The sequence below is a fragment of the Tenacibaculum sp. TC6 genome (assembly GCF_050606265.1).
Classification (GTDB): Bacteria; Bacteroidota; Bacteroidia; order Flavobacteriales; family Flavobacteriaceae; genus Polaribacter.
Window position 1 is genome coordinate 1 of the sequence record NZ_JBOCUK010000023.1, and the last position, 18,540, is coordinate 18,540.

The window sequence follows — 18,540 nt, forward strand, 5'->3', positions numbered from 1 at the left end:
CAAAAAACCAGAGAAGCTAGCCTCTCTGGTTTAAATAATATTTTTTAAATCTGTCAACCTATTTTAGGACGACTCATGAACTTAAAAAATTAAGCTTCCATATAATCTTCAATAGGATTGCATGAACAAATTAAGTTACGATCTCCATACGCATCATCTACTCTACGTACAGAAGGCCAGAATTTATTTTCAGCAATGTAGTCTAAAGGAAAAGCAGCTTGCTTGCGAGAATAAGGTAAATCCCACTCGTCAGCAGTTAACATTTCTTGTGTATGAGGTGCATTCTTTAAAACGTTATTAGTGTCTTCTTGAGAAGCGGCTTCAATTTCTTTACGGATAGAGATTAAAGCATCACAAAAACGGTCTAATTCTGTAAGACCTTCACTTTCTGTTGGTTCAACCATAATAGTTCCGGCTACAGGGAAAGATACTGTAGGAGCGTGGAATCCATAATCCATTAAACGTTTAGCAATATCAACAACCTCAATACCATTTTGTTTAAATGATCTACAATCTAAAATCATTTCATGAGCAGCACGTCCCATTTCACCTGTATATAAAGTGGTAAAATGACCTTGTAAGCGCTCTTTCATGTAATTCGCATTTAAAATGGCATTTTTAGTAGCATTAGTTAATCCGTCAGCACCAAGCATAGTTATGTAACCGTAAGAAATTAAACAAGCTAAAGCAGATCCCCAAGGAGCCGCAGAAATAGCTGTAATTGCTTTATTTCCGCCAGTACTTACCACAGGGTTACTAGGTAAGAAAGGAACTAATTGCGGAGCAACACAAATAGGACCTACACCAGGACCACCTCCACCATGCGGAATGGCAAAGGTTTTGTGTAAGTTTAAGTGACAAACATCAGCACCAATAGTTGCAGGGTTAGTCAATCCAACCTGGGCATTCATATTTGCACCATCCATATACACTTGTCCTCCGTTACTATGGATTATTTGAGTAATCTCTTTAATAGCTTTTTCATATACTCCGTGAGTTGAAGGATAAGTTACCATTAAAGCAGATAAATTGTCTTTATGTAATTCAGCTTTAGCTCTTAAATCTTCTACATCAATATTTCCTTTTTCATCAGTTTTAGTTACAACAACCTTCATTCCTGCCATTACTGCAGAAGCCGGGTTAGTACCATGAGCAGAAGCCGGAATTAAACAGATGTTTCTGTGAGAATCACCATTAGCTTCATGAAAAGCTCTAATAACCATTAAGCCAGCAAATTCACCTTGAGCTCCTGAGTTTGGTTGTAAAGAGGTACCGGCAAAACCTGTAACAACATTTAACTGATGTTCTAAGTTTTTAAGTACTTCTTGGTAACCTTGTGCTTGTTCTAACGGAACAAAAGGATGGATGTTACCCCATTGCGGATTACTTAAAGGTAACATTTCTGAAGCAGCATTTAACTTCATAGTACATGAACCTAAAGAAATCATTGAGTGATTTAAAGCTAAATCTTTACGCTCTAATTTTTTTATGTAACGCATCATATCTGTTTCTGAATGATACGTGTTAAATACTTCATTTTCTAAAAATGTAGTATTTCTAATAAGATTTTCCGGAACAATTCCTGAAGCCAATTCAGTTATTGTAATATCTTGAATGTTGAATGCTTGTTCAAAACAATCAATAATGGTATTGATTTCTTTTAAACCAACAGTTTCATTTAATGAAATAGAAACGTGATTTTCATCAATATAATTAAAGTTTATTTTGTTTGCTTCTGCAACAGGCTTTAGTTTTTCAGTTTCTACCTCAACTAAAAGCGTATCAAAATAAACGGCATTTTTTTGTTTAAATCCTAATTTTTCAAGAGCATTGGCTACAGTTACAGCAGCATTATGTACTTGGTTAGCGATGAATGATAAACCATCTTTACCGTGATATACGGCATACATACCTGCCATAACAGCTAGTAAAACCTGAGCTGTACAAATATTTGAAGTTGCTTTTTCACGTTTAATATGTTGCTCACGAGTTTGAAGCGCCATACGTAATGCACGTCCTCCGTTTTTATCTTTAGTAACTCCGATAATACGTCCCGGAATACTACGTTTGTACTCTTCTTTAGTAGCAAAGTAACCAGCGTGAGGTCCGCCATAGCCTAAAGGAATACCAAAACGTTGAGTAGTACCTACCACTACATCTGCACCAAACTCAGCCGGAGCTTTTAATTTTACTAACGATAAAATATCAGCAGCAACAGCTACTTTAATTTCTTTTGCATTAGCGGTAGCTATAAAATCGGTATAATCATAAACCTGCCCGTGTTTTCCAGGGTATTGCACAATAGCACCAAAGAAATCATCAGCAAAATCAAATTCTTCATGATTACCAACTACTAATTCAATGCCAATAGGAATAGCACGAGTTTCAAGAACAGATAATGTTTGTGGTAAAATTTCATTAGAAACAAAAAACTTATTGGCTCCGTTTTTCTTCTTATTTCTTTCACGAACATCAAATAATAAAGCCATTGCCTCAGCTGCTGCCGTACCTTCATCTAATAATGAAGCGTTAGCTAATTCCATTCCTGTTAAATCGCAAACTAAAGTTTGGTAATTTAATAAAGCTTCTAATCTACCTTGAGCAATTTCAGCTTGATAAGGTGTGTAAGCAGTATACCATCCCGGATTTTCTAAAATATTACGTTGTATAACGCTAGGTATAATAGCTTCGTGGTATCCTAAACCAATATAACTTTTAAAAACTTTATTTTTAGCAGCCAAGTCATTAATATGATTTAAGTATTCATATTCACTCATGGCGGGAGCTAAATCTAATTCATTTTGCAAACGAATATCATCCGGAATCGTTTCATATATTAATTGATCTAAAGAGTCAACCCCAATAGATTTCAACATTTTTTCCTGATCCTTAGCGCGTGGACCAATATGTCTTAATTGAAATGAATTTGTGTTCATTTGTGCTGTTTGTTTTAAGTGGCTCAAAAATAATTAAAATAGATCATTTGATATGTATGTTTTTTAACGGAAACTGTTAATTTATTAACTGAATATTAAATTATGAACAGATATGTTATTTTTGTTTAATGAATTATTTAAAAACAGCGCTTAATTTTTATATAAACTCAAGTATTCATGTGGCTTTATCGGTATATGCTTTTATGAGAATAACTGAGTTATCTTTTGGACTTCCGTATAATGAACCGCTAGATTATTTTGCTTTTTATGGAACTATTACCGGGTATAATTTTGTTAAATATGCGGGAGTAGCAAAATTACACCATCGAAGTTTGACTAAAAATTTAAAATTGATTCAAATTTTTTCATTTGTCAGTTTTGTTTTATTCTGCTTTTATACATTCCAATTACCTGTAAAAACAATACTCGTTATGCTGCCTTTTGGAGTGCTAACATTACTTTATGCAATTCCTTTTTTAAGTGGTTTTCAAAAAAATTTACGAAGCGTTAGCTATTTAAAAATTATAGTTGTGGCCTTGGTTTGGAGTGGAGTTACAGTAGTATTGCCTGTTTATGATGTAGGTTTTGAAAATGTATCTGTTACAAAAGTAGTTTTGATGATGCTTCAGCGCTTTTTATTTGTTGTTGCTTTAATATTGCCTTTTGATATACGTGACATGAAATACGATGCAATATCATTACAAACAATACCTAAAAGAATAGGAATAGAAAATACCAAAAAAGTAGGATTTGTTATACTGGCTCTTTGTTTGTTTTTAGAGTTCTTATTAGCAAGTAATTCTAACTTCAGAACCGCATTTTTTTTAATCTTTGTATTGTTTTCTATCACTCTTATGAGAGCCTCCAAAGAGCAATCACCTTACTATAGTTCTTTTTGGGTGGAGTCAATCCCTATAATTTGGTGGTTTTTACTAATGATTTTATAGTTTAAAAGACTGAAATCATACTTTTTAAAAGTAAAATTAAGCAAAAATGAAAATGTTATCATTTTGTGATACTTTTTTAGCAGAACCTTTGTAATTTGCGCTCATACAACACAATAAACAAAACAATGAATACAGTAAGTACTATAAAAAGGAATTTTATATTTGACTTTGACAGTACGTTGACACGAGTTGAAGCTCTGGATGTTTTAGCAGAAATAACTTTGGCTAATAATCCGCAAAAAGAAGAGATCATTGAAGGGATTGTTACAATAACAAATCTTGGAATTGACGGAGAAATCTCTTTCACAGAATCTTTAGAAAGGCGAATAAAATTATTAAATGCTACAAAAGCAGATTTAGAAGTTTTAATACGGGAGCTAAAGCAAAAGGTGTCCAGGTCCATTGAGAGAAATAAAGAGTTTTTTGAAAACTTTTCAGATGATATTTACGTGATTTCTGCAGGATTTAAAGAATTTATAGTTCCTATTGTAGCAGCCTATAACATACCGGAAGAAAGGGTGTATGCAAATACCTTTGAATTTGATGATAATGGAGTTATAGTAGGATTTGACAGAACTAATGTGTTATCTACTCATAATGGAAAAATACAATGCCTGAAAGATTTAAACCTTCAAGGAGAGATTCAGGTTATTGGTGATGGTTATAGTGATTATGTAACAAAAGAAGCAGGTGTAGCTGATAAATTTTTTGCATACACAGAAAATGTTTTAAGAGACAAAACCATTGCCAATGCAGATTATATTACCCCTAACTTAGATGAATTTTTATACGTGAACGATTTGCCAAGAAATATATCATACCCAAAGAACAGAATTAAAATATTATTATTAGAAAATGTGCATCCTGATGCTGAAAAAAAACTTACAGAAGATGGTTTTTCAGTAGAAACAGTATCAAGAAGTTTGTCGGAAGACGAATTGGTTGAAAAATTAAAAGATGTACATGTTTTAGGAATTCGATCTAAAACACAAGTAACTAAAAGAGTCATAGAAGCTGCTGAAAAGCTAATGGTGGTTTCAGCTTTCTGTATAGGAACTAAACAAATAGATTTAGAAGCTTGTAAAGAACATGGAATTGCCGTTTTTAATGCCCCTTACAGCAATACACGCTCTGTGGTTGAGTTAGCTATTGGTGAAATTATCATGCTAATGAGAAGTGTATTTCAAAGAAGTACAGAATTGCATAATGGACACTGGAATAAGACGGCACAAGGTTCAAGAGAAGTTAGAGGAAAGAAGCTTGGAATTGTAGGATACGGTAATATTGGAAAACAATTATCGGTATTAGCAGAAGCATTAGGAATGGACGTTTGTTATTACGATGTTGAAGACAAACTAGCTTTAGGTAATGCAACAAAAATGAATACCTTAAAAGAATTATTAACCATTTCTGATGTTGTAACGCTTCATATAGATGACAATTCAGCTAATAAAAACTTCATAGGAAAAGAAGAAATAAACTTAATGAAAGATGGAGCGCTTTTAGTAAATCTTTCAAGAGGTTTTGTGGTAGATATAGAAGCATTGGTTGAAGCGTTAAAATCAGGAAAATTAGCAGGTGCAGCTGTAGATGTATATCCGGAAGAACCAAGTAAAAACGGAGATTTTTATACAGAACTAAAAGGATTGGATAATGTTATTTTAACGCCTCATGTAGGAGGTAGTACAGAAGAAGCTCAAAGAGATATTGCAGATTTTGTTCCGAATAAAATAATGGCGTATATCAATTCAGGAAACACGGTAGATGCTGTTAACTTCCCTAACATTCGATTACCTAAACATAAAAATGCACATAGATTTTTACATATTCACCAAAATGTACCTGGTGTAATGGCAAAAATCAATAAAGTATTAGCTAAATATGAGTTAAATATTACAGGTCAGTATTTATCAACAGATGAAAAAGTTGGGTATGTAATTACTGATGTTGATAAAGAATATAACCAAGAAGTGATAGCTAATCTTAAAAAAGTAGATGGAACGATTAAATTTAGAGTGCTATATTAATTTGGGATAAAAAAATAATATGAAAAAAATCTTAGGACTTCTCGTTTTTGTATTTACGAGTGTATCTCTTTATGCACAAAACGATTGTACCAGTCCTCTTGTAGTATGCGGGAATGAAGGTTTTGATAATATTGAAGTTTCAGGACCGGGGGTACAAGAGTTGAATAATTCCAACTCTTGTTCCAGTCAAGAACATAATAGCTTATGGTTTGATGTAACCATAAAAAAGAGCGGAACATTAGCATTTAGGTTAAAACCTGAATCTAGCGATATTAAAGAAGATTTTGACTTTTTTGTTTTCGGACCTAATGCCAGTTGTGGAAATTTAGGGCAATCAATTCGTTGTTCTACCACAAATCCGGTGGCAGCTGGTTTATCACATAACCATACCGGAATGGCTACTTCAGAAGCAGATACTTCAGAAGGCCCCGGAGCAAATGGTAATAGTTTTGTGAGTGCTATAGATGCCAAGGCGGGTGAACGATATTTTATTGTTATTGATAGGCCTATAGGAAGTAGTAATTTTACAATTGATTGGACAGGAACGGCCGAGTTTAATGATGCGCCCTCAGTTGAAATACCAACAGGAACATCAATTAATTTGGAAGAATGTGATAGCGTTTCGCCTTATGATGATCATACGACAGAATTTGATTTAACCCAAAATAATTTTATTATAGGAAGTCAGCCTAACGTTGCTATAAGTTATTATACGAATAATACAGATGCTAATACCGGAAGTAACCCAATTGCAACGCCAGATGCTTACACTAACACGGTAAATCAACAAGTAATTTATGTACGATTAGAAAACCAAATAACAGGTTGCTACAGTGTTGATAGTTTTCAATTAATAGTTGCAGATGGTCCTCCAACTCAAAAAGCATCATTAGAAGAATGTGATGAAGATAATGATGGGTTTGCGCAATTTAATCTGAACCAATTAAATGCTAAAATACTTGTGTCAGGAAATCCGGCAGATTATACCATTACATACCATATGTCGCATGCTGAAGCTGAAAATAATACAGGAAATCTATCTAGTACTTATACCAATACAATTAGTGACCAACAAGAACTTTTTGCAAGAGTTGTAAGTAAATCAAATAGTTTTTGTGTAAGTGTGGTTTCAGTTGAATTAATTGTTAAAGGAACACCTAACATAACAGGGGTAGTAGAGCTAAAACAATGCGATGATGATACGGATGCTGTTACCTTTTTTAATTTAGAAGAAGTAAAAAGTAAAATTTCTGTAAATCATACTCACGAAGTAATAACATTTTATGAAAGTCAACTAGAAGCTCAGAATGATACTAATAAAATTACGAATATAACATCATACATTAATAAAACGCCTTCAAATGCTACCATTTGGGCAAGGGTAACCAATACAAATGATTGTTATAAAATAGCTGAAGTTAACTTAATTGTTTCTACCACTAATATACCTGCTGGTTTTTTAAGAATTATTGAAGCGTGTGATGATTTAATTAATGATAATGATAGCGATGGTATTGCTACTTTTGATTTAAGTACGGTTGATGCAGAAATAAATAATATGTTTAATGCGTCAGGGCAACAGATTCAAATTAGTTATTATGAAAATTTAGCTGACGCTTTATCTGAAACTAATGCTATTGTTGATATCACAAAGCATAGAAATATATCTTCACCCTTTCAACAAGAAATTTACGTTAGGGTTGATAGTAATTTAGATAATTCATGTTTAGGTTTGGGGCATCATATTACTTTACAAGTTAACCCGGTACCCGATTTTACAATTAATGCTCCTGAATTTATATGTAAAGATTCACAGGCAATGCTAGAAGTGGTGAGTGCAAATCAACAAACATTAGAATATAAATGGAGGTTGAATGATGCTGTGCAAATAATAGGAACTACTGCTAACTTAACAATAAATAAAGAAGGGCTTTATGTTGTTGAAGTTATGAATGTAACTACAGGCTGTAAGAGAAGCGAAGAAGTATTAATTAAATTATCAGGTAGTCCGGAAGTTAAAAAAGAAGATTTAATTATTGTTGATGACTTTAATGGGGGAAACAATGAATATACAGTAAGTATAGAGAATAAAAACTTAGGAGCGGGGGTATATGAATTTAGTTTAGAAAACGAGGAAGGAATGGTAACGCCATTTCAAGATATGCCATTTTTTGATAAACTTGAAGGAGGAAAGTATAAGTTGGAAATAAGAGATAAAAATGGATGTGTACCTAGCGCTATACTAGAATTTTATATACTACAATACCCAAAGTTTTTCACTCCGAATAATGACGGAAAAAACGACCTTTGGCATATTAAAGGAATCGATAAAAGCCAATATAAAAATGGAGATATTGTTGTTTTTGACCGATTTGGAAAAATACTTTATAAAAATACGGTGTTTGGTATAGGTTGGGATGGAAGTTATAATGGAATTATACTCCCTAGTAATGACTATTGGTTTTCTCTAAAATTGATAGATTTAAATGATAAATTGTATACTTATGAAGGTCATTTCTCTCTCTTAAGAAAATAATTATTCTTATCATAATCTATGTTAATACTTTCGTATTAAGAAAAAATAAACCCAGAAAATAAAAAATAACTGTAAAGGAATTCGAAACCATAAATAAAGAATTCCTTTACTGTCATAAGAGCCAGTTTGAAAATTCAAATGCTCTAAGCTTGCCTTGATATTTGACGGTATAATAAGTATAAGAAATATAATCAGAGCCCAGCCCATTAGCAGTTTATAATGGGTAAAAAGTATTCCGATGGAAAAAGCTATTTCAAGGTAACCGGTTGTGAGTACTATAATTCTTTTATAAGGAAGAAAATCAGGAATCATTTTACTCATGCCCTCCGTAAAAAGAAAGTGTCCCATTGCAGTAAATAGTAGCATAAAAGAAATGGCTATCTGCCCAGCTTTACTGTGATTTAAAGTCTTGTTGGTTAACTTTTGAAAAGCTATAACGGTTGTAAAAGTGATAAGAAGAATAACTAAAGGTTTCATAAAGTAAAGTTTTTTCAAAATTGAATAAACTTTACACTGGAAACAATGAACTTGGGTTAAGAAATTCGTTTTCTAATTCGGCTTAATGCCTGAGGAGTAACACCAATATAAGAAGCGATATATTTTAAAGGAATTTGTTTAATAAGTTCAGGTCTTTCATAAAATAAATTAAGATATCTTTCTTCGGCAGAATGAGTTAATAAAGAAAGTTCTCTTTTAGATTTAATAAGAAATAAATTTTCAGCACATTTTCTTCCAATCTCATTACCAATAGAAGTCTTTTGATAAATGTCATTCAAATCGTTAAATGTCAATCTCCAAATTATTGTAGGAGATAAAGCCTCAATAGAATATTCGCAAGGGGCTTGCGTAAGAAAAGAATCGTAGGCGCTGATAAAACTGTTTTTAAACACAAAACCAAAAGTAATATCGTTTTCCGGTTTAGGAACAAACATTCGTAAAATACCACTTTCAACAAAAGATAAATAATTCTCGGTTTGGTTTTTAGATAAAATAATTTCCTTTTTAGAAAAAGTAACTCGCTCTAACTTTGAGGAAAAATATATCCAATCTACCTCAGAAATATTGGCTATTGATTGAAGTAGGTTTTTTAGTTTATCCATTACATCTTTGCTTTATAAACTGTCAAAATCTTTTAAATCGATTTCAATACGATCCACACCTTTTTGCAGAATACGAATGTAGTTAGTTACATTTTCCATTTTAAACCTACTTAAAGGTCCTGATGCACTTAATGCGGCAATTACTTTGTTATGTTTATTTCTTACCGGAATAGCAATACAAACCAATCCGGATTCTAATTCTTCCATATCCAAAGCAAAACCTTGCTGTTTAATTGTTATCAGTTCTTTCTGTAATTCAGAAGAAGAAGTAATGGTATTTTTACTAAAAGAAGTAAGAGACGTCTTTTGTAAAATATCATTTAGTTGAGTATCCGATAAAAAAGCAAGTAATAATTTTCCAGAAGCCGTAGCATAAATGGGTTGATAAGAACCTACAGAAGTATTTATCTTTAGTCCATGTAAACTATCTGCCTTATCAATGTGAAATACCTGGTTTTCTTTTAAGATACTTAATAAAACTGTTTCTTGAATATCTAGAGCAACCCTTTTAATAGGTTCATTAGTAAGCTTTGTGATGGCTTTATATAAAGAGACACGATTACCCAATTCAAAAAGTTTACTGCCCAAACTATACTTATCGTTACTATTTTGATGTACAATATTTAGTGAACTTAAAGTATTGAGTAATCTATATACTGTGCTTTTATTATATCCGGTTTTTAAAGCTAGTTCTCTTACGCCCCAGGCACTTTTTTCTTCAGTAAAAGCATCTAAAAGCTCAAAAGCTTTAATGATGGATAGATTTAACTTTTTGTCATTAGTATCAGAAGTCAATAGGTGTTATTTTTTGATTAGATGTTTGCTAAAGTACTAAAAAATGTTTAGATTTATAAAACATCGTTTTAAATAGTGAAACACTTTTTGGTTTTATTTAGTGATAAGAATAGAGATATTAAGTGTTTTTAAGATAAAAAAGAACTATATGTATAAACCAACATTAGAGTACGCTTTACAACAAGACCAGGAGGATAAACTGTCGTATTTAAGAGAACAATTTCATATACCAAAAGATAAAGAAGGAAATAATTGGTTGTACTTTACAGGTAATTCATTAGGATTGCAACCGAAAAGAACGCAACAATATATACAACAAGAATTAAATGATTGGGCGCAATATGGAGTAGAAGGACATTTTGAAGGAGAAACTCCTTGGTTGCCATACCATGAATTTTTAACGGAAAAAATGGCAAAAATTGTGGGGGCTAAACCATTAGAAGTAGTGGTTATGAATACGCTAACCACCAATCTGCATCTGTTAATGGTGTCGTTTTATCAACCAACACAAAAAAAATATAAAATAGTTATTGAAAGTGATGCCTTTCCATCTGATAGGTATGCAGTACAATCGCAACTAAAATTTCATGGTTTTGACGTTGAGGAAGGATTAATCGAATGGAAACCAAGAGAAGGAGAAGAACTATTGCGTATTGAAGATTTGGAGAAAATAGTAGAAGAGCAAGGGGATGAAATAGCTTTGTTATTGATAGGTGGTGTGAATTATTATACAGGGCAGTATTTAGATATCAAACGCATTGCAAAAATAGGACATGCAAAAAACTGTATAGTTGGAATCGATTTAGCACACGGCGCAGGAAATATTTCTCCGGAATTACACGATAGCGGAGTGGATTTTGCAGCTTGGTGTACCTATAAATACTTAAACTCAGGTCCTGGAAGTTTAGCCGGATTGTTTGTGCATGAAAAGCATGCATATAATAAAGAGCTACCTCGTTTTGCAGGTTGGTGGAATCATAACAAAGAAACACGCTTTAATATGCGTCAACCTTTTGATGTAATGCCGGGAGCAGAAGGATGGCAGTTAAGTAATCCGCCTATTTTATCTATGGCAGCAATCAGAGCTTCGTTAGATATGTTTGATGAAGTAGGTATGGAAGCCTTAAGAGCAAAATCGGAAAAGCTAACAGGCTATTTTGAGTATTTAATCAGTCGAATAGATACAGCCAGCATTAAAATAATTACACCATCAAACCCAAAAGAAAGAGGATGTCAATTATCTATTCAAGTAAAAAATGCAGATAAAAGTTTGCATAAAAAACTAACCGAAAATAATATTATAACTGATTGGAGAGAACCGGATGTAATTCGTTGTGCACCTGTGCCTATGTACAATAGTTTTGAAGATGTATTTAGAATGGTTGAAATATTAAAAAAACTATTGTAAATGAAAAAGATAATTGTTGTTTTTCTAATTTTATTGAGCTTTAATAGTATTGCTCAAACTAAATATCAAGAGGATTTTGATTATTTATGGACCATGATACATAATTATTATGCCTATTTTGATCAAAAACAAACAAATTGGTCAGAGGTAAAAGAAATTTATCAGAAAGAAGTTGCAAAGGTTACTGAAGATTCACAATTTATAAGAATTGTAGAAAACACAATTTATGAGTTATACGATGCACATGCAGGTATAAACAGAAACTTAAAATCATCTTTTCGACTAATTCCTACCTCAACAGATGCATGGATACAAATAAAGAATAATAAATACTATATAGCAGATATCAGATCCGGTTTTGAGATAGAAAAAACAGGATTAAAAGTAGGAGCGGAGTTACTTCGTATAAACAACCGTAAAATTGAAGATTTAGTAAAAGTAGTATTGCCTAAATCTTTTAAAAACCCAAAAAATGAGGTAAAAGAGTTTTTTGCTAATTTGTGGTTTGCAGGAAAGCATAATGAAGAAAGGGATATATTAGTTCTTGAAAACGGAAAAGAAAAGCAATACCACTTAAATAAGCCCAAAGCGTCTAAAGAAGAAAACGAAATTTTAAGCTCAAGAATTATTGAAAATAATATAGGTTATGTTAAAATTAATAACTCATTAGGAAATAATGAAGTAATTAAAGCTTTCCCTAAAAAAGTAGATGAATTTCGAGACACCAAAGCCATAATTGTAGATTTAAGAGATACACCAAGCGGAGGTAATACGGAAGTAGCTAAAAGTATAATGGGGAAGTTTATATCAGAAACAATTCCATATCAAATGCATGAAAGAGTTGGATTAGAAAGAGAATTTGGAATAAAAAGAAGCTGGATAGAACTGTTAACTCCTCTGAAAAAACCATATAAGAAGCCGGTTATCGTATTAGTTGGAAGATGGACAGGAAGTGTAGGAGAAGCAATTGCTCAGGGGTTTGATAATATAAAGTCAGCAACAGTAGTAGGAACTGAGATGGCAAAACTTCTAGGAGCAATTCAATGTGATAAGCTTCCTAATACAAAAATTAATGTATGTTTTCCAGTTGAAAAATTATTTCATGTAAATGGAACGCCAAGAGAAAAATTCATTCCTGAAATTTGTACAAAAACAAATGAAGAAACATATAAAAAAGCTATTCAAATACTAAATGAGTAAAAAAGACAACATAGTAATTATAGGTGCCGGTTTATGCGGAAGTTTATTAGCACTTCGTTTAGCCCAAAGAGGTTATAAAGTAACAGTGTATGAAAGCAGACCCGATTTGCGAAAAGTAGATATTTCAGCAGGACGCTCTATTAACTTAGCGTTGTCAGATAGAGGCTTTAAAGCTTTGCGCTTGGCAGGAGTGGAAGAAAAAGCACGTGAAATATGTATTCCTATGTATGGCAGGTTGGTTCATGATATAGAAGGAAACACATTTGCGTCTAATTATTCCGGTAGAAAAGGCGAGTATATAAATTCTATCTCTAGAGGTGATTTAAACGGAATACTTCTAACAGAAGCAGAAAAACATGAAAATGTAACCATACATTTTAATGCTAAATGTACTTCTATTGATATTGAAAATACCATAGCTCATTTTAAAAGTTACGAAACAAAAGAAGTGTTTTCTGTAGATGCGGATGTAATTTTCGGAGCTGATGGCGCAGGCTCAATTTTAAGAAAAAGCTACTATTTAGAAAAAAAGTTCCTGTTTAGCTATAGTCAGGAATATTTAACACACGGATATAAAGAATTGGAAATTCCGGCAGATAATATTGGAAACCACCAAATAAGTAAAGATTACTTACATATATGGCCACGAGGAGCATACATGTTAATAGCCTTGCCTAATTTAGACGGAAGTTTTACAGTAACCTTATTCTTAGGTCATGAAGAAGGAGAGTATAATTTTAAAGACCTATCATCAGAAGAAAAAATAAAAGACTTCTTTCAAAAGCAATTCCCGGATGCCTTGGCGTTAATCCCTAACATAGCTAAAGAATTTGCGAATAACCCTACAGGAGCCTTAGGAACTGTAAAATGCGCCCCTTGGTATTATCAAGGAAATACACTGTTAATAGGAGATGCAGCACATGCAGTAGTGCCTTTTTACGGACAAGGTATGAATGCCTCGTTTGAAGATGTATATGTGTTAGATGAGGTATTAAATACATATGAGGGTAATTGGGATCAAGTGTTTAAAGAATATCAAAAACGCCGTAAACAAGATGCAGATGCTATTGGAGATTTAGCTGTTGAGAACTATTATGAAATGCGTGATCATGTGGCAAATCCGTTATTTAAAGAAAAAAGAAAATTAGAAATGGCATTAGAAGAAAATTTTCCTACAGCATATTTCTCAAAATACTCTATGGTAACTTTTAATGAAAATATAGGATACCATGAAGCCATGACCAAAGGAAGAGCACAAGACAAAGCGTTATTAAATATGGTTGCTCATCATGATTTAGATACCATCACTGATTTGAATGAGGTATTAAAAAAGGTGCAAGAAGAAACCAACGAAATTTTAGAAGAAGATAAAATAGCTGGATTGTAAATGAATAATAGATATATAATATTATTAAGAGGAATCAATGTATCGGGAAAAAATAAGCTTCCGATGGCTGAATTAAGAGGAATTTTGAATGAATTGGGGTTTCAAAATGTGCAAACCTATATTCAAAGTGGTAATATTATTTTAGATTCTGAAGAAACAAAAGAGATCGTTTGTCAGAAAATTAAAGAAGCGATTGCTGCTAAATTTGGGTATGATGTGCCTGTACTGGCTAGAACACCAGAGGAATGGAAAAGTACACTAGAAAACTATCCATTTTCACAAGAAAATGAAAAAATAGTAGCTTTTACTTTTTTAGATAGGGTAACTAAAGAATCAGTTATTGAAGTTAATGGAATTAATGAAGATAAATATGAAATAGTTAATGATGTGGTGTATTTGTATTGTCCGTCTAGTTTTGGGAGTACTAAATTGACAAACAGTGTAATCGAAAAGAAGTTGAAAGTAACAGCAACCACCCGCAATTTAAAAACAACGATAAAACTATTAGAACTAGCAACTATCTAATAAAAACAGAACGTCATTCCGAGCATAGCGAAGGAATCTCATCATAAAAGATTGCTTCAACTTTTAAAAGTTTCGCAATGACGATTAAAAATATAAAACATGGAAAGTAAAGTAATCAAAGGAAAAGCGATACCAAGAGGAAAGTTTCCGCATGTAAAACAAGTAGGAGATTTCATTTATGTATCAGGAACAAGTTCTCGAAGACCAGATAACTCTTTTGAAGGCGTTGAGGTAGATGAATTCGGAACGACCAACTTAGATATTAAAAAACAAACACGAGCGGTCATAGAAAATATTCGAGATATTTTAAACGAAGTCGGCGCTGATTTATCTGATATTGTAGATGTAACCTCATTCTTAGTGAATATGAATGATTTTGGAGGGTATAATCAAGTATATGCTGAATACTTTGACTATAACGGACCAACGAGAACTACCGTAGCTGTACATCAATTGCCACACCCACATTTATTGATTGAAATTAAAGTGGTGGCGTATAAGAAAAAAGAATAGAGAACCAAGAACCAAGACAAAAGAAGTCTCTTTTCTTTTCTCTTTTTTCTTTAATCTGTGAATGAAATGAATATTAAAAATTACATAAACGGAGAATTCGTTAATCCAATTAAAGGAGGATTTATAGATAATTACAATCCATCTATTGGAGAAGTGTATGGGCAAATACCAAATTCTACTGTTGAAGATATAGAATTAGCTTATAACTCAGCTAAATCTGCCTTTAGGCAGTGGTCAAATACTACGTTGAATAAACGTAGAGATATTCTTTCTAAAATAGCACAGTTAATTCAACAGAGATTACCTGAATTGGCAAAAGCTGAGGCTAAAGATAATGGAAAGCCATTAAGTTTGGCTACAGCGATAGATATTCCGAGAGCTTCATCCAATTTTCAATATTTTGCAGACGCCATTACGCAGTTTTCATCTGAAACTCATGAAAGTGTTGGCTTAGGGGCGATGAATTTTACGTTACGTCAACCCATTGGTGTAGTGGGATGTATTTCTCCATGGAACTTACCATTGTATTTATTTACGTGGAAGATTGCTCCGGCAATAGCAGCAGGAAACTGTGTGGTAGCAAAACCAAGTGAAGTTACGCCAATGACGGCTTATTTATTGGGTGAGATTTGTAATGAAGCAGGTTTGCCTAAAGGAGTGTTAAACATAGTTCACGGATTAGGAACTACCACAGGACAAGCGATTATAGAGCATCCGGATATCAAAGCAATTTCATTTACGGGTGGTACCGCTACAGGAGCACATATAGCTCGTACAGCAGCACCTATGTTTAAGAAATTGTCGTTGGAGTTAGGAGGTAAAAATCCAAACATCATTTTCGCAGATTGTGATTATGAAAATATGTTAGCAACAACGGTTCGTTCTTCATTTGCAAATCAAGGTCAGATTTGTTTATGTGGAAGTAGAATTTTTGTGGAAGAAAGTATTTATGAGCAATTCAAAAAAGATTTTGTTCAAAAAGTATCTCAATTAAAAGTAGGAAATCCTTTTGATGAAGATACAAATATTGGAGCTTTGGTGTCGAAACAACATTTAGAAAAAGTAAAATCATATATAGATATTGCGGAACAAGAAGGAGGTAAGATTCTATATGGAGGTGACAGAGTCACTGTCAGGAATTGTGAGAACGGATACTATTTACAACCGACGATTATTGAAGTTTCAAGCAATAAATGTAGATTAAATCAAGAAGAAATTTTTGGACCTGTAGTTACCTTAATGTCATTTAAAACAGAAGAAGAAGCTTTACAGTTAGCTAATGATGTGATATATGGGTTATCATCAACATTGTGGACAAACAATTTGACCAGAACAATGCGTCTATCAAAAGAATTACACACAGGAATTGTTTGGGTAAACACTTGGCTATTGCGTGATTTAAGAACACCATTTGGAGGTCAAAAAGCAAGTGGAGTAGGACGTGAAGGAGGTTTTGAAGCGTTACGCTTTTTTACAGAACCCAAAAATGTATGCATAAAATATGAATAAGGAAATAAAAGAAAAAATAATTGCTGTTTGTGAAGAGAAAATTGCTAAAAAAGGAGAAAATGTAGGACTATCGTTTTATGCATTTTTCAAAAATAAAAATGACAATCCGAAAGTACTGATGGAAGTGGCTACTTGGTGGATTCAAACACATCAATTAGATCATTTTGAGAAAGCAGTCAAGATTAAACAAATGATTCAGAATAACGAATAAAATGAATTTAGAGATACAATATAAAAATGCCTTGGTATGTGGTAGTACACAAGGAATAGGAAAAGCAACAGCAATACTATTAGCACAAGAAGGCGTTAATGTAACCTTAATTGCCCGTAACGAAGAAAAACTAAAAGAAGTAGTAGCAAAATTACCTAATAATAATCAAAAGCACGGATATTTAGTCGCTGATTTTTCGGATCCGGAAGGATTAAAAGCAAAACTACAAGCCTCACCTTTAAACTATCATATTTTGGTAAATAATACAGGAGGACCTGCTGGAGGACCTGTGTTTAATGCAAAATTAGAAGAATTTGAAAAAGCATTTACACAACATTTAAAATGTAACCATGTGTTAGTACAAGCTCTGGTTCCTTTTATGAAAGAAGCAGGTTATGGTAGAATCATCAACATTATTTCAACATCCGTAAAACAACCGTTAGACGGTTTAGGAGTGTCCAATACAATTAGAGGAGCCGTTGCAAATTGGTCTAAAACATTAGCCAATGAATTAGGAGTATTCGGAATTACAGTAAATAATGTATTACCCGGAGCAACAGCAACAGAACGCTTAAATGAGATTATTAATAATAAAGCCGAAAAAACAGGAAAAACAAAAGAAGAAATTGCAGAATCAATGAAAAATGCTTCTCCGGCTAAACGTTTTGCTCAACCGGAAGAGGTAGCAAATGCAGTCGTATTCTTGGCAAGTGAAAAGGCTAGTTTTATCAATGGAATTAATGTTCCGGTTGATGGAGGAAGAACCAAAAGTTTGTAGACATAAAAAATAACTGAGTAGAAGTACTAAAAAATAGTAACTTTATGGTTTATAACCATATAAAACTACATAGAATGAATCGAAGAAAATTTATTATGTCTTCTGCAATGGGGGTGGGGGCATTATCAATGTTTCCGAGGGTTGCTTTTGCAAACTCATCCAATATATGGAGAGCAGAAGATTTAACAAAAACCTTAGGAACCCTGTCTAATGTTTCAGCTTCAGATTTACCTAATCAGCTTCTTAAAGCATATCAGGACATGATTTTGTACCTTAATCAATCAAATTATCGTTACAACGCTAATGAGTTGATTAAAGTGGGTGATAACTGTTATCTTATTCCATTAGAAAAAAAATCAATAGTTGGATTTAATGCTAATGAGTTAGGATTATTAGTTAATCAAAAAGAAGAAAGCCAGTTTTATATTCTTGATGAAAATACATCAGAAGAATTTAACAGAATGGCTAAAAACTATAACCTGAATATGCAAGAAATAGGACAGAGAGTTAATGTTTCCGAGTTTGTATTTCCGGTTAAAGTTTTAGAGGAAAAGAAAGGAAAAGAAAACTTGTTTTCATATAAAAACAAGTTTAATACTACCATAACTTTAAAAAGCTCAGGCAAAAAAACAAGAGCTATAATAAGTTAACAAACAACCTGAATATTC

At 32.8% G+C, this 18,540-nt stretch carries 16 protein-coding genes; 12 read left to right on the forward strand and 4 right to left on the reverse strand.

What is annotated here, in order from left to right:
* Positions 1-89: 89 nt before the first annotated feature.
* Entirely contained in the window at positions 90-2,936 is a 2,847-nt protein-coding gene (gene gcvP / locus ACQY1Q_RS12245; protein WP_431005608.1) for an aminomethyl-transferring glycine dehydrogenase, read from the reverse strand.
* 128 nt (positions 2,937-3,064) lie between these two features.
* Here gcvP and ACQY1Q_RS12250 point away from each other — a divergent pair, with 128 nt between their 5' ends.
* The 3 genes from ACQY1Q_RS12250 to ACQY1Q_RS12260 all read left to right on the forward strand — a co-directional run bounded on the left by ACQY1Q_RS12250 (position 3,065) and on the right by ACQY1Q_RS12260 (position 8,446).
* On the forward strand, positions 3,065-3,883 hold the full coding sequence (locus ACQY1Q_RS12250) for a hypothetical protein (RefSeq protein WP_431005609.1): 819 nt from the start codon (positions 3,065-3,067) through the stop codon (positions 3,881-3,883).
* Between the two features lie 125 nt (positions 3,884-4,008).
* Positions 4,009-5,910: a phosphoglycerate dehydrogenase gene (gene serA / locus ACQY1Q_RS12255; protein ID WP_431005610.1), complete on the forward strand. Its 1,902-nt coding sequence runs from the start codon at positions 4,009-4,011 to the stop codon at positions 5,908-5,910.
* Between the two features lie 19 nt (positions 5,911-5,929).
* A complete protein-coding gene (locus tag ACQY1Q_RS12260) occupies positions 5,930-8,446 on the forward strand; it encodes a T9SS type B sorting domain-containing protein (RefSeq protein WP_431005611.1) in 2,517 nt (838 codons plus the stop codon).
* A 21-nt stretch (positions 8,447-8,467) separates the two neighbouring features.
* Here ACQY1Q_RS12260 and ACQY1Q_RS12265 read toward each other — a convergent pair whose 3' ends face one another.
* The 3 genes from ACQY1Q_RS12265 to ACQY1Q_RS12275 are packed head-to-tail and all read right to left on the reverse strand — an operon-like array spanning position 8,468 to position 10,341.
* Complete coding sequence (locus tag ACQY1Q_RS12265) at positions 8,468-8,923, reverse strand: DoxX family protein (RefSeq protein ID WP_431005612.1); 456 nt, start codon at positions 8,921-8,923, stop codon at positions 8,468-8,470.
* A 56-nt stretch (positions 8,924-8,979) separates the two neighbouring features.
* Complete coding sequence (locus ACQY1Q_RS12270) at positions 8,980-9,546, reverse strand: Crp/Fnr family transcriptional regulator (protein ID WP_431005613.1); 567 nt, start codon at positions 9,544-9,546, stop codon at positions 8,980-8,982.
* A 12-nt stretch (positions 9,547-9,558) separates the two neighbouring features.
* On the reverse strand, positions 9,559-10,341 hold the full coding sequence (locus ACQY1Q_RS12275) for an IclR family transcriptional regulator (RefSeq protein WP_431005614.1): 783 nt from the start codon (positions 10,339-10,341) through the stop codon (positions 9,559-9,561).
* 148 nt (positions 10,342-10,489) lie between these two features.
* Between ACQY1Q_RS12275 and kynU the strand changes: the two genes are divergently transcribed.
* From kynU to ACQY1Q_RS12320, 9 genes are all read left to right on the forward strand, one after another.
* The gene (gene kynU / locus ACQY1Q_RS12280) at positions 10,490-11,749 is read left to right on the forward strand and encodes a kynureninase (protein WP_431005615.1); all 1,260 of its coding nucleotides are present in this window, start codon (positions 10,490-10,492) and stop codon (positions 11,747-11,749) included.
* Entirely contained in the window at positions 11,750-12,949 is a 1,200-nt protein-coding gene (locus tag ACQY1Q_RS12285; RefSeq protein ID WP_431005616.1) for a S41 family peptidase, read from the forward strand.
* Positions 12,942-14,336, forward strand: coding sequence for an FAD-dependent oxidoreductase (locus ACQY1Q_RS12290; RefSeq protein WP_431005617.1), 1,395 nt, complete (start codon positions 12,942-12,944; stop codon positions 14,334-14,336). Before ACQY1Q_RS12285 ends, ACQY1Q_RS12290 begins: the two co-directional genes overlap by 8 nt.
* Positions 14,337-14,861, forward strand: a complete 525-nt coding sequence (locus tag ACQY1Q_RS12295; RefSeq protein ID WP_431005618.1) for a DUF1697 domain-containing protein — start codon at positions 14,337-14,339, stop codon at positions 14,859-14,861.
* Between the two features lie 99 nt (positions 14,862-14,960).
* Positions 14,961-15,374: a RidA family protein gene (locus ACQY1Q_RS12300; RefSeq protein WP_431005619.1), complete on the forward strand. Its 414-nt coding sequence runs from the start codon at positions 14,961-14,963 to the stop codon at positions 15,372-15,374.
* Positions 15,375-15,440: 66 nt separating this feature from the next.
* Positions 15,441-16,883 carry an aldehyde dehydrogenase gene (locus tag ACQY1Q_RS12305; protein WP_431005620.1) on the forward strand — a complete coding sequence of 481 codons (1,443 nt, stop codon included), beginning with the start codon at positions 15,441-15,443 and terminating at the stop codon, positions 16,881-16,883.
* Complete coding sequence (locus ACQY1Q_RS12310) at positions 16,876-17,094, forward strand: DUF6500 family protein (protein WP_120187375.1); 219 nt, start codon at positions 16,876-16,878, stop codon at positions 17,092-17,094. The genes ACQY1Q_RS12305 and ACQY1Q_RS12310 overlap by 8 nt, the downstream gene beginning before the upstream one ends.
* A gap of 1 nt (position 17,095) precedes the next feature.
* Positions 17,096-17,872, forward strand: a complete 777-nt coding sequence (locus ACQY1Q_RS12315) for an SDR family oxidoreductase (protein WP_431005621.1) — start codon at positions 17,096-17,098, stop codon at positions 17,870-17,872.
* Between the two features lie 74 nt (positions 17,873-17,946).
* Positions 17,947-18,522, forward strand: a complete 576-nt coding sequence (locus tag ACQY1Q_RS12320) for a hypothetical protein (protein ID WP_431005622.1) — start codon at positions 17,947-17,949, stop codon at positions 18,520-18,522.
* The last annotated feature ends 18 nt before the right edge of the window (positions 18,523-18,540 follow it).

What these genes read in the sequence shown, in the direction of transcription:
- gcvP (WP_431005608.1), bottom strand. Translation starts at nt 2,936, where the DNA reads ATGAACACAAATTCATTTCAATTAAGACATATTGGTCCACGCGCTAAG.
- ACQY1Q_RS12250 (WP_431005609.1), top strand. Translation starts at nt 3,065, where the DNA reads ATGAATTATTTAAAAACAGCGCTTAATTTTTATATAAACTCAAGTATT.
- serA (WP_431005610.1), top strand. Translation starts at nt 4,009, where the DNA reads ATGAATACAGTAAGTACTATAAAAAGGAATTTTATATTTGACTTTGAC.
- ACQY1Q_RS12260 (WP_431005611.1), top strand. Translation starts at nt 5,930, where the DNA reads ATGAAAAAAATCTTAGGACTTCTCGTTTTTGTATTTACGAGTGTATCT.
- ACQY1Q_RS12265 (WP_431005612.1), bottom strand. Translation starts at nt 8,923, where the DNA reads ATGAAACCTTTAGTTATTCTTCTTATCACTTTTACAACCGTTATAGCT.
- ACQY1Q_RS12270 (WP_431005613.1), bottom strand. Translation starts at nt 9,546, where the DNA reads ATGGATAAACTAAAAAACCTACTTCAATCAATAGCCAATATTTCTGAG.
- kynU (WP_431005615.1), top strand. Translation starts at nt 10,490, where the DNA reads ATGTATAAACCAACATTAGAGTACGCTTTACAACAAGACCAGGAGGAT.
- ACQY1Q_RS12285 (WP_431005616.1), top strand. Translation starts at nt 11,750, where the DNA reads ATGAAAAAGATAATTGTTGTTTTTCTAATTTTATTGAGCTTTAATAGT.
- ACQY1Q_RS12290 (WP_431005617.1), top strand. Translation starts at nt 12,942, where the DNA reads ATGAGTAAAAAAGACAACATAGTAATTATAGGTGCCGGTTTATGCGGA.
- ACQY1Q_RS12295 (WP_431005618.1), top strand. Translation starts at nt 14,337, where the DNA reads ATGAATAATAGATATATAATATTATTAAGAGGAATCAATGTATCGGGA.
- ACQY1Q_RS12300 (WP_431005619.1), top strand. Translation starts at nt 14,961, where the DNA reads ATGGAAAGTAAAGTAATCAAAGGAAAAGCGATACCAAGAGGAAAGTTT.
- ACQY1Q_RS12305 (WP_431005620.1), top strand. Translation starts at nt 15,441, where the DNA reads ATGAATATTAAAAATTACATAAACGGAGAATTCGTTAATCCAATTAAA.
- ACQY1Q_RS12310 (WP_120187375.1), top strand. Translation starts at nt 16,876, where the DNA reads ATGAATAAGGAAATAAAAGAAAAAATAATTGCTGTTTGTGAAGAGAAA.
- ACQY1Q_RS12315 (WP_431005621.1), top strand. Translation starts at nt 17,096, where the DNA reads ATGAATTTAGAGATACAATATAAAAATGCCTTGGTATGTGGTAGTACA.
- ACQY1Q_RS12320 (WP_431005622.1), top strand. Translation starts at nt 17,947, where the DNA reads ATGAATCGAAGAAAATTTATTATGTCTTCTGCAATGGGGGTGGGGGCA.